General features: G+C 36.8%; 11 protein-coding genes. 1 reads left to right on the top strand and 10 read right to left on the bottom strand.

The genetic code is table 11. The features are described from left to right. Positions 1–116: 116 nt before the first annotated feature. The 6 genes from F960_RS10875 to F960_RS10850 form a co-directional block, all read right to left on the bottom strand. A complete protein-coding gene (locus F960_RS10875) occupies positions 117–941 on the bottom strand; it encodes a DUF3472 domain-containing protein (RefSeq protein WP_004864008.1) in 825 nt (274 codons plus the stop codon). Positions 942–1,118: 177 nt separating this feature from the next. Next, positions 1,119–4,097 (bottom strand): DNA gyrase subunit A, encoded by a 2,979-nt coding sequence (gene gyrA / locus F960_RS10870; RefSeq protein WP_004864004.1) that lies wholly within the window; start codon positions 4,095–4,097, stop codon positions 1,119–1,121. Positions 4,098–4,425: 328 nt separating this feature from the next. Continuing rightward, complete coding sequence (locus F960_RS10865) at positions 4,426–5,397, bottom strand: zinc ribbon domain-containing protein (RefSeq protein WP_004864001.1); 972 nt, start codon at positions 5,395–5,397, stop codon at positions 4,426–4,428. A gap of 150 nt (positions 5,398–5,547) precedes the next feature. Next, positions 5,548–6,087 (bottom strand): tetratricopeptide repeat protein, encoded by a 540-nt coding sequence (locus tag F960_RS10860; RefSeq protein WP_004863997.1) that lies wholly within the window; start codon positions 6,085–6,087, stop codon positions 5,548–5,550. A gap of 88 nt (positions 6,088–6,175) precedes the next feature. Beyond that, positions 6,176–7,108 carry an electron transfer flavoprotein subunit alpha/FixB family protein gene (locus tag F960_RS10855; protein WP_004863995.1) on the bottom strand — a complete coding sequence of 311 codons (933 nt, stop codon included), beginning with the start codon at positions 7,106–7,108 and terminating at the stop codon, positions 6,176–6,178. 18 nt (positions 7,109–7,126) lie between these two features. Next, positions 7,127–7,879, bottom strand: a complete 753-nt coding sequence (locus tag F960_RS10850; protein WP_004863993.1) for an electron transfer flavoprotein subunit beta/FixA family protein — start codon at positions 7,877–7,879, stop codon at positions 7,127–7,129. 644 nt (positions 7,880–8,523) lie between these two features. On the opposite strand from F960_RS10850, the gene F960_RS10845 reads away from it, so the two are divergent. Then, positions 8,524–9,078, top strand: coding sequence for a GNAT family N-acetyltransferase (locus tag F960_RS10845; protein ID WP_004863991.1), 555 nt, complete (start codon positions 8,524–8,526; stop codon positions 9,076–9,078). A gap of 7 nt (positions 9,079–9,085) precedes the next feature. On the opposite strand, the gene F960_RS10840 is transcribed toward F960_RS10845, so the two are convergent. From F960_RS10840 to F960_RS10825, 4 genes are all read right to left on the bottom strand, one after another. Next, a complete protein-coding gene (locus tag F960_RS10840) occupies positions 9,086–9,457 on the bottom strand; it encodes a hypothetical protein (RefSeq protein ID WP_004863988.1) in 372 nt (123 codons plus the stop codon). Between the two features lie 226 nt (positions 9,458–9,683). Continuing rightward, the gene (xerA, locus tag F960_RS10835; RefSeq protein WP_169333015.1) at positions 9,684–10,571 is read right to left on the bottom strand and encodes a site-specific tyrosine recombinase/integron integrase; all 888 of its coding nucleotides are present in this window, start codon (positions 10,569–10,571) and stop codon (positions 9,684–9,686) included. A gap of 70 nt (positions 10,572–10,641) precedes the next feature. Further along, positions 10,642–11,469, bottom strand: a complete 828-nt coding sequence (locus tag F960_RS10830; protein WP_004863980.1) for an enhanced serine sensitivity protein SseB C-terminal domain-containing protein — start codon at positions 11,467–11,469, stop codon at positions 10,642–10,644. A gap of 164 nt (positions 11,470–11,633) precedes the next feature. Then, a complete protein-coding gene (locus F960_RS10825) occupies positions 11,634–12,062 on the bottom strand; it encodes a DUF7832 domain-containing protein (RefSeq protein WP_004863976.1) in 429 nt (142 codons plus the stop codon). Positions 12,063–12,279: the final 217 nt, after the last annotated feature.

The following is a 12,279-nucleotide window of genomic DNA, read 5'->3' as shown; positions in this document are numbered from 1 at the left end:
ACGGTTAAGATTTTTTAAACATCAATATTTTACAAATCACGAAAATATTTACTTCATTATAAAAGCTAAGCCATTTATCAAATAAATAAAAGGCCCAGCTTACTTTCAAAGATTAACTACTTATTTTTGTTTAAGATTCCCGTTTCATTTATATAATCAAATGTTCCAGGAATATTCGTCGCCCGATAATTCAATTTATTTTGTGCGATTGCACAGCTATCTTTTCCAGTATCTAAGCGAACACCTTTGATCTTATTGGTCGGATAACTTTTATTTTTAACATAGCCTGTTGGTGCGTATACCGTAATTTTAGAATACTGGATACATGGTCGATCTTCTGGATTTTTATATTTCGGATTATTAAATAGGAAATATTCATTGAAGTGATACATACTATGATTCAGCCCCAACCTTTCTTTAGGTACTGAAAAACGACCAATTTCCAAGGTTTCTAAAGTCTTTTTATTTTGAATATGCCCACTCCATACATCTAAATTTGCAGTACTATCCTTGTATTCTTTTTGCATCGTTAACACATAAGGAGTATCTAGTTTCCAATCATATTGGATTGAACATGAAGTGCCAGAACCTCCATCTGCACCCGGTTTACAATTACTTGATAAAGCCGTCGTTCCAGTACCAAAAGTACTAAAAATAACAAGATTTTTACCTTCATCCCTTGGTTGTAAACCAATATAAATCGCCGATCCTCCTTTTGCAGGATCAATGTCTTTTATGAAGTCTGCTTGTAATGCATAGTAGTAATTTCTTCCAGTAAATGGTGCTTCATTTACTGTAATTGGAAAAGTGACTTTATCATAACCACCCGTCGCATTTGCAGATTCCAAACCATAACTAATATTAGGATCTGCAAATGCTTGTAGGCTAAACATTGAAGCTGTACATAATGCTATTTTTTGAATAGTTATCTTAAGTGTCATTGTATTTGCTCATCATGCAAAGAGAGCATTTATAATGTGAATATTCATGCAAAAAGTAAGTATGAAATAAGTATTAACTGTAAGAAATATTTAATATATTGTTTAATTTATTTTAACAATGTTTTTTTATGTATCAAAAAAAAGAGCGCCTAAGCGCTCTTTAAATTTTGATTTAACTTATTCTTCGTCAGATTCTCTTAAATCAGATTCATTTTCAGTTTCATCAACAATCGTTTGTTCATCGACCAATTGTTCTGTATCAATTAAAGATTCTTCAATGATTTCTTCATCTTCTTCTACAGCATCAATCACTTCTACACCCACGAGTTTTTCATTATCACCTAAACGGATCAAACGAACACCTTGAGCATTACGACCAGTCGTTGCTACTTCAGAAGCACGAGTACGTACCAAAGTACCGCCATCAGAAATCAACATCAATTCTTTAAATTCATCAATCGAAACTGCACCGATCAATTCACCATTACGTTCTGATGTTTTAATTGCGATTACGCCTTTACCACCACGTTTCTTGGTCGGGAAGTCTTCGACTGGAGTACGTTTACCATAACCATTGGCACAAGCACAAAGCACTTCACCTGTTTCTGGTACAACCACAAGAGATACGATGCGACTTACAATATTTGAATCAGAAGAATCTTCATCATCTGAATCATTTTCATTGTCAGTTTCTTCGTCCGCTTGAGCAGCCAATGATACACGCATACCACGTACACCTTTGGCAGTACGTCCCATCGCACGTGCGTCAGTTTCAGAGAAGCGGATCGCCTTACCTTCGTTAGAGAACAACATGATTTGCTGTTCGCCATCAGTAATCGCAACACCAATCAAGGTATCTTCTTCTTTCAACTCAATTGCACGTAAACCATTTGAACGAACATTACTAAATTGTTCTAATTCAACACGTTTCACTGTACCAGCTGCAGTTGCCATAAATACATAGAAGTTTTTACGAACACTTTCAGCTTGAGTTGCAAATTCAGCGATGATTTCATCTTCAAGATCAGTCGTTGAAAGCTCAATACCAAGCTCTTTCAACTGCTTACGAAGTGAAATAGATAACTCATCTGCATCATCAGCGACTTCAGCAAATGCAGCTTCTAGTTCTGCATAATGTGCATTGATCACTTCATTTTCTTGTAAATGTGCCTTATTGGCTTTTACAAAGGCTTTAAAATCAGCCAAACGCTCAGTAAATTTCTTCGGCGCATCAATCACTGGCAAGATAGCTGTAATTGTTTCATCAGCTTCAAGTGGTAGCAAGTTCACCATAGGGCGCCCTTTTGCACCACGTGAAGCTTGAGGCACCTCAAACACTTTCAAGCGATAGACTTTACCGACATTGGTAAAGCAAAGCACAGTTGCATGGTTCGATGTCACGATAAGATGTTGGATATAATCATCTTCTTTCATCGATGTCGCAGACTTACCACGACCACCACGACGCTGTGCAGCATAATCAGACAATGGCTGAGTTTTTGCATAACCTGTTTTAGAAACAGTCAATACAACTTGTTCTTCAGGAATCAAATCTTCACGACAGAAATCAACACGCGATTCTACGATTTCAGTACGACGAGCATCGCCATATTGTTGCAAAATCACTGCCAATTCTTCTTTAATTACGCCCATCAATAAATTGAAATCGTTCAAAATCGCTGTAAGTTCAGCAATTTGACCTAAGATTTCAGTATATTCAGCTTGTAATTTGTCTTGTTCAAGACCTGTTAAACGGTGCAAACGAAGTTCTAAAATCGCTGCCACTTGTACAGGTGATAAACGGTAAATATTACCATCAATACCAAACGGACGATTTTTATCTTCACCCTCAATTTCGTCTGGACGAACTGAGATTGCACCAGCTTTTTCAAGCAATGCACTTACACCACCTGCTGCCCACTCACCTGCTTGTAAACGCTCACGCGCTTCAGCTGGGTTAGCAGAAGTTTTGATGGTTTCAATAATTTCATCAATGTTGGCAAGAGCAACAGTCAAACCTTCTAAGATATGACCACGATCACGTGCTTTACGAAGTTCAAACATCGTACGACGAGTTACAACTTCTTGACGGTGACGAATAAATGCAGCAATGATATCTTTTAGATTCATCAACTTAGGCTGACCATTATCTAGGCAGACCATGTTGATGCTAAATGAGTTTTCAAGCTGAGTATTGAGGAATAAGTTATTGACGATCACTTCAGCGTTTTCACCACGCTTCAAGTCGATTGCAATACGCATCCCTTCTTTATCTGATTCATCACGAAGTTCTGAAATACCTTCGAGTTTTTTCTCTTTTACAAGCTCAGCAATACGCTCAATGGTTTTTGCTTTATTGACTTGATAAGGAATCTCGGTGAAAACGATCGTTGTACGACCAGATTTTTCATCTTCTTCAAAATGGTATTTACCACGAATATGTAGACGACCTTTACCTGTACGGTAAGCATCTACGATACCTGATTTACCATAAATAATACCGCCTGTAGGGAAATCCGGACCAGAGATATATTCCATCAAACCTTCGATAGAGATATGAGGATTGTCCGCATAAGCCAAACAAGCATTGACCACTTCAGTCATATTGTGCGGCGCCATATTGGTCGCCATACCAACAGCAATACCTGCAGCACCATTGATCAAGAGGTTTGGAATGCGTGTAGGCATCACCTGAGGAATACGCTCAGAACCGTCGTAGTTATCTTCCCAATCAACCGTATCTTTTTCTAAATCGGCTAAAATTTCATGGGTTAATTTTTGCATACGTACTTCGGTATAACGCATTGCTGCTGCACTGTCACCATCGACAGAACCGAAGTTACCTTGACCGTCAACCAATTGATAACGCAAACTAAAATCTTGCGCCATACGAACAATGGTTTCATAAACAGCAGAGTCACCGTGTGGGTGATATTTACCGATGACATCCCCGACAACACGGGCAGATTTTTTGTAGGCTTTGTTATAATCGTTGCCCAGTTCGTGCATAGCAAAAAGCACACGACGATGAACTGGTTTAAGACCATCACGTACGTCAGGCAATGCACGTGAAACGATAACGCTCATGGCATAGTCTAAGTACGAATGCTTGAGTTCATCCTCAATGGCAATCGGCCTGGTTTCCGATACGCTCATGCATACTCCTCATGATAAGCAGTTTTCACCACTTCATTTGCTCTTCAAAAAATAAAAAATTAGCTCAATGATCCAAGCTAAAATCTAAAAAATACAGCCAAAAATTATAGCACAAAAGGCCTTAAAATGGTGAGCGTTGATGCAAGGAGTTCTGATATATTTTTGCTAAAATTTGCATATTTTTCAGGCAGTAGTTTATTTACAAAAACAAGTTTTTCTAAACTCGAAATTAAACCCTAATATGATCAATATCTATACTTTTTAAAATGCATAATTTCATTTTTTAAATAGCTCCATTCAAGATAAAGCGATCTAAAAAATACGTGAATTAGCGACTCGCATAAGGATCCGCAGTCAATGCGATGCATTCATTCGTTTCAGAACTATCTAAATTGACTGTTGCACATGTCCAACGAACAATTTTGCCTTTATTGATATGTGGGATTGCATAGATTTTCTTATCAGGATCATGCTCAAACTTGCCCACGACAATACCATCACGCACGATAGCAAAATTTTTATAGGTATAATCAGTCTGCCCTGTATCACTATATGCTTCGATTTGTTTTAAGTTGAGTGGCATTCTTTTATGTTCTAAATAATATTGCTCAACCTCAGGTTGAATCTGTTTCACCCCTTGAAAACGCGCATAGATTTGATTAGCCGTACTTTCCGGATCTTGATCGTCAACAACTTGCTCCGCCCCTGCTACAGCTTCATCCGCTACTGCCACAGCATCTTCAGCAGGGACTGCTTCATCACGATGGATAAAATTTGAAAGCTGATTCCCTAACCACGGTATGCTTGATGTTATAAAAGACAATATTGGTGAAAAAAAGATAAAAATAAAGATCGCAACAAATATCCAGTTTTTAGGATTTTTCCTCTTTGAACTAGATGCTTTTGCTGGCTCGTTACTGGATTTTTCATTCCACGTTTTACTTAAAAGATCAGTTAACTCTTTCAAAGAACTGACTTTTGATGCTTCTTCAAATATATTGCTTTTACGGTTGTCCTGCTGTGACTGCGGCGATTGCTTTGGAATCTGCGGTGGAGAATTGACAGTATTTCTTTGAGTCTGACTTGCGCTAAAAACAGGTGTCGCTTTTTGCTTTTTAAAAGGCTTTTTCTGATTGAATAATGGATTTTTACTATTTTGTTCTGTTCTTTTATAAGAAGATTGGACGCTGCTATGCCCAGTAAAATCGTCAAGCATTTTAGGATGATGCAATCGCTTACCGCACATTCCACAAAAGACTGCTTCATTGATATTTGTTGCTCCACATTTTTGACAATTCATCAGTGTTACCAATTTTTATTTTTAAATTATGCTTATATCTATAGCATAAATATATAAATTCACCTATTGATGCGGTAATTTTCATTTAATTTCTATACGGCATCTTTTCTTAGTAGATTTGTTTCTTATATTTACTTTAAACAAAAGACTTCATTTATTTAGACCAAAAGTTTCTACAAACATTTGTGCTGAGGTATTACCATTTTCAGCAGCCTTGTAATACCACGCTATAGCCTTATCAGTATCCCTTTCTACCCCTTTGCCATAGGCATAAAGCATACCGATATATAATTGCGCTCTGCCATAATTTTGATCAGATGCTTTTGTATACCAATACATCGCTTTTTGTTCATCTTGTTGAATACCGAATCCGTTCTCAAAATCCTTTCCTAATTCAGTTTGTGCTTCAGCATCTCCTTGTAATGCGGCTTTATAATTCCATTCAAAGGATTGTTTAAAGTCTTGTTCTAATCCCAAACGACCTGATGCATAGGCTAAGGCCAAATCTTTTTGTGCTCTAATATTTCCTTGCTTAGCACATAATTTGGTTTGTTCAATATCAAGTTTTATATCACCATCGATAAACTGATACGTTCTTTCTTCAATATTTTCTGGGCAATTTACAGCATAGATATTTGAAAAACTATTTAAAAATAGAAATACACTTAACAAAATTATTTTATTCTTCATATTATTTTTTGACCAATTAAAAAACTTATTCTATAACAAAAAACGCCCTTAGTTAACTAAGAGCGTTTTTGAAACCAAGGTTTCAGAATTAAAGTTTAGAAACTAATTCTGGAACTACGGTATTCAAATCACCAACTAACCAGTAGTCAGCAACAGCATTGATTGGTGCTTCTTCATCTTTGTTGATCGCTACGATCACTTTAGAATCTTTCATACCAGCCAAGTGCTGAATCGCACCAGAAATACCTACAGCGATGTAGAGATCTGGAGCAACGATTTTACCTGTTTGACCTACTTGCATATCGTTTGGAACGAAGCCAGCGTCAACTGCCGCACGTGATGCACCTTGAGCAGCACCAAGTTTGTCAGCCAATGGATCAAGAACTTTATGGTAGTTTTCACCTGAAGCTACACCACGACCACCAGATACAACGATACGTGCACCTGCCAATTCTGGGCGTTCAGTTTTTACGATTTCTTCGTTGATAAACTTAGAAATACCAGCATCTTTCACTTCTGCAACAGCTTCAACAGCAGCAGAACCACCTTCTGCAGCAACTGGATCAAATGCTGTACCACGTACAGTTGCAACAACGATTGATTCAGAAGATTCAACAGTTGCGATCGCATTACCTGCATAGATAGGACGTTTGAAAGTTTTTGGACCTTCAACAGCGATGATGTCAGTGATCATGCTTACGTCTAAAAGTGCAGCAACGCGAGGTAAAATGTTTTTACCATTTGTAGTCGCAGCTGCAAGGATATGGCTATAACCTTTACCCAAGTCAGCAACTAAAGCAGCTACGTTTTCAGCCAATTGATTTGCATAAACTGCATTGTCAGCAAGTAATACTTTGCTCACACCTGCAACTTTAGCAGCAGCATCAGCTACAGCTTGCGCACCAGAACCAGCAACAAGGATAGTGATGTCACCACCGATTTTTTGAGCTGCAGCAACAACGTTTAAAGTTGCACCGTTAAGTGTTTTATTGTCGTGCTCAGCGAGAACTAAAATACTCATGATTTATATCCCTGCCTATTAGATCACTTTTGCTTCATTTTTAAGTTTGTCGACTAATTCATCAACAGACTTCACTTGTACGCCAGCTTTACGCTCTGCAGGTGGTTCAACCTTAACTGTTTTAAGTTGAGTTGTTGAAGTCACGCCAAAATCAGCAGGAGTTTTTGTATCAAGTGGTTTTTTACGCGCTTTCATGATGTTAGGCAAAGCAGCATAACGTGGCTCATTCAAACGAAGGTCAGTTGTGATGATCGCTGGAAGGTTCAACTCTACAGTTTGTAAACCACCATCAATTTCACGAGTAACTTGTACTTTATCGCCTTCAACTTTAACTTCTGAAGCGAAAGTACCTTGACCTGCATTTAACAATGCACCAAGCATTTGACCAACTTGGTTTGAGTCATCATCAATTGCTTGTTTACCTAAAAGGATGAGTTGTGGTTGTTCTTGTTCAACAACACCTTTAAGGATTTTAGCAACTTCTAAAGCGCCAATTTGGTTATCGTCAGCTTCAACCAAAATACCACGGTCAGCACCAAGTGCCATCGCTGAACGAATTTGTTCTTGAGCTTCTTTAGGACCAATAGAAACAACAACGATCTCTGAAACTGTTCCTTTTTCTTTTAAGCGAACCGCTTCTTCCACTGCGATTTCATCGAATGGGTTAATTGACATTTTAACGTTAGCAAGGTCAACCCCACTATTGTCCGGCTTTACGCGAACTTTAACGTTGGCATCAACCACACGTTTTACAGCAACAAGAGCCTTCATGTAATCCTCGGCTGTTTTAGCAAATGTAAATGTTAAGAAAAGTCTAGGAGCTTATGATCTTCCTGATTATGAAAAATCGAGCACTCTCCTAATATACTCTTCATTTAAAATTTTTTAGGTGCCCTATCTTGCAATGTGTTTGGCATTTGGGTCAAGTCACAATTGATAAAAGTGCTGTAAAAAAGCGTAAAAATTATAGAATGATGAGTTCACAAAAAATATTAAGCCCTTGATATAGGTATAAATTAAAAGCAATTGCTTAAATTTTAACTATTGATTTTGTTATACATTTAAAACAATGATCGTCTAAAAACCTGATAGATTAATCATTTAAAAGAATGAATAAAAAAGTTTTTTTTACCATAAAACATCCTTTGATCATTTCGTAATAAAATGTCATTTAGGATAGAAACGCTATTTTTTGTCTCATTGCTACATTATTTTACAAATAAATTATCTATATTTTGTGAAATTTAGCCCTTTTTACTAGACATATTCTCAAAAAGCTGAATATTTTCATAAAAATAACTGTCATTTCATATCAAAAATACTCATAGCAAGTCGATTTATTTTCATATCTGAAAAACACAAGAAAAAGCGCTAAGATAAAATGCTCTATTGCAAAGTATATAAAGTCATTCAATATGCAAATTTTTGAACTTGAAACTGAACGATTACGACTAAGACAATGGAAAACTGCTGATTTTGCTCCATTTGCAAAACTCAATGCTGATGCACATACCATGCGTTACTTCCCCAAACCACTGACACAAATTGAAAGTGATGCACTTGCAACAAAAATAATGACACTCATAGCAGAAAATGCATGGGGAATGTGGGCTGTAGAACTCAAAGACTCTCAGCAATTTATCGGTTTTACAGGGCTACATCGCCCGAGTGCAGACTTTGATTTTCAACCTTGTGTAGAGATCGGTTGGCGCTTTTTACAAGAATTTTGGGGCAAAGGCTATGCGACTGAAGCGGCGCATGCCTGTTTAGATTTTGCATTTAGCCAATTAGATCTGGATGAGGTCGTTGCATTTACCGCTACACAAAATTTACCGTCTATGAAAGTCATGCAACGTCTGGGTATGACATGGCACAAAAACTTTTATCATCCAGATTTAGAAGCGGTACATCCTCTTGCAGAGCATGTGTTATATAAAATCAGCAAAGAAAGCTTTTTGCAAAAAACTTAGGCCTGTTTTAGTTTGAAGTACCCGCTAAAAAGTCACGATGGATATGACTTAAATCAATCAAATCTTGCTTTTCTAACTCTAAAACTTTCCAGATTTCAATAAAATCTTCTTTTAAGTCGATATGTTTAGTTTGCTTTTGAGTCTGTTGCCATTGTTGATCAGAAATCCACAAATAAAGTTGATGTGTTTTAGCGTTTTCAGCTTGAACTTTACCCTCAGCATTCACTCCGATCACTTCAGTTTCGGTAGGTAAAAGTGGTTCAACTTTAGGCAATGTCCATTCAACAAAATGTTTAATTTGACGTAAACCATATCCACGAAAAATCTCTTTTTGTGGCGTAGTCAGTTGTTGGTATTTCTTTTCAAGCTCATCTATCATTATTTTGCCTATTATTACATCAACACAAATTCAATCATCCTTGATGAGGATTTTCGCATTTCAACACGAAATGCAATATTTTGAATTGACATCATAGACGAAAACTGCGTGTAAATTCACCTATAATATTGCTTTTTTAATGCTAACTTTAGTCAAAGCTCTGCTAGAACAATTCCTTATATACAACTTATTTTTATATCTAAATGTAAAGAATGCCAAATGCATCTCAGTTTTTTTGTGCACGTGGATGCGCTTGATCATAGACTTGAGCTAAGTGATCAAAATCAACATGGGTATAGATTTGGGTTGTGGTTAAGTTGCTATGTCCAAGCATCTCTTGTACCGCGCGTAAGTCACCGCTGTTGGATAACATATGGCTTGCAAAACAATGTCTCAATAAATGCGGATGTAAATCAATATTTACTCCTGCACGAGCCGCTTGTAACTTCACTCTATTTTCGATTTGACGCGGGGTCAAAGCATTACCTTTTTGTGAAATAAATACAGCCGATTCGCATTGAAATTCGCCCATCCAAATCCGATAAATCTGCAACCATTCCACCAAACTTTGTTTCGCTTTAGAGCCAAAAGGCACGATCCGAGTTTTATTCCCCTTACCAGTAATCCTGAGCAGCATCCGATTGAAATCAATATCTTTTATACTTAAACCTTGAATTTCAGCCAAACGCAAACCACTTGAATATAACAATTCTAAAATAGCCTTATCTCGAAACCAAAGCTGTTGTTCGAGTGCTTTTTCAGGCTTTTTTTGATCCAATATTTGGTTGATTGTTTCTACATCAATCATTCCGGGCAATGGTCGAGGTTGTCTTTTAAGTTGCAAATCATTGGCAGGATTCATTTCAAGATAGTTTCCTTGTTCCGCCCATTTCATAAATTGGCGAATGGAGGTCAAATGACGCTGTAAACTACTGGAAACCAGCCCATCTTGCTCAACTTTTTTTGCCAAATATTCACGGAGATCAGAAGATTCAACTTCTCTTAATTCTATATTTTTCTCATAACAAAAATCGATAAAACCTGAAATATCACGAAAATATGCATCTAAAGTATGCTCAGATTGGTTTTGTATTTTACGATCTTTTAGAAACATAGAGAGCAATTGCATCGCACCATACTGTTGCATAAAGCTCTCCTTTTATCTTGCATTGATCTGAAATGGTTTAAGAAAATAGTCTAGCAAAAAATCCCTTTTTAGGGTCATCTTTAGCCGTATAAAAAGCTGTTGTTTCATCCAGTAAGTATCGACTTAAACCGTCTGTATCTTGTTCATCAATAAAATACACATCCACATCTCGCTTCGTCACCAAACTATCGTATGCAACTTGCCCAATTTCACGGCTTAACTGTTTTCGCTCCTCTTCTGTCACATTTTTTTTGCTTAGAATCCCCAATAATAATGTTGGTTCAGGATCACGTTTTACATCATGCATTTGCGCTAAATATGCAGATTGTACTGCTGATTTTAGTTTGAAAAATTTACTTAATTGTTCCAGCATTTCTTCAGGATAATCTGAAGGCTGACTCAATAAAACTTCGGTAGATTCTTGGTATTCATAAGGCTTTGGTGACATACCCAAATCACCTTTGAGTAAACCCTCAATCTCTGGCACTAAAAACTCTTTGCTATATGGACCATTCGGATTGAGTACTAAATTGCTTCCCAATGTCAGTTCAAAGAAAGCTCGAGTATTGAGATTTAAATAGGAATCTGGCGTTTCAATCGCCTGTTGCAACATTTTCAATGAAGTAAAAAATGGCAATATGCTGCTTCCATCTGCTTTATTCCAGCTTTTTATTTGCACCTGACTTCCCTCAGTCAGCGTCATTTCTTGTATCTGCTTAGGTGTATCGGCATCTTTATTTGAATGCCCAACAACATAAATATCAGCATCCAATAATTGTTTTAAAAACTCAGGGCGGTAAGCAGGCTCTTTAGCTGCTTGTGTAAAAAGTGCTTCAAGTGCCTGTTCTTTTTGAATATCAAACATAATGAACTCATTATTTCTTTTAATATTAAGATTTTAATATATAAAATACTGCTAAAAATGGGGTAGCTTTCTTGTAATTTTAGTTGCGACTATAAAATGGATAAATAAAGAACGGATTTTAGCATCTTGATGATGCCAAAATCCTGAATCTAACTTTTCTAAGATTAAGACTGATTCTTTTTCCACTCTGTATAGCGCTGCGTAATTTTGGCTGCAATTAAGTCATAATTTTCCCATGTATCAGCTACCGCATAACTGCTCGATAAACCTTCTGGCAAAACTAAAATTTCATCATAGTCGTTACTATACTGATCGGTTTCATAATAAGCTTGAGTAAAAGCAAAACCTTCATCACTCAAGTCCTCATCGCAAAATTTTTCGTCACAGACATTGATTAGAAAAGTACGTCCTGTCATTTGTCTATTTCGAACACTATCCAACTCGCTTTCACTATCTTCCTGATGAATTTCACCTTCAAGATGATGCATAATCATCCACGCCAAATACATCCCAATATGTGTACCCGAATTTTCATAAGGCAAATCAGCTTCTTCAACTGTATCTACATGCCAATCTAAACGGTCTATTGCCATTTCATTTCCCCTTTAAAAGTGATCAATGTGTTTTTTTCTATTTAATATTTACAATCACCACATAAATAAATGATCGTATTTCATACAATCCTATCATAAAAAACCCTGACGAATCAGGGTTTTGTTTTAATTGCATGGTGTTGCACTTTGCAACGCTAACCCAAGATATAAAATAATGCTAAAAATAGAGTATTTTTTCTTATAGTTTTACCTATTA

Origin of the sequence: Acinetobacter gerneri DSM 14967 = CIP 107464 = MTCC 9824, from assembly GCF_000368565.1 — a bacterium.
Taxonomy (GTDB): Bacteria; Pseudomonadota; Gammaproteobacteria; order Pseudomonadales; family Moraxellaceae; genus Acinetobacter; species Acinetobacter gerneri.
Note: the sequence above shows the minus strand (reverse complement) of the source record. Positions and strands in the feature narration are given on the sequence as shown.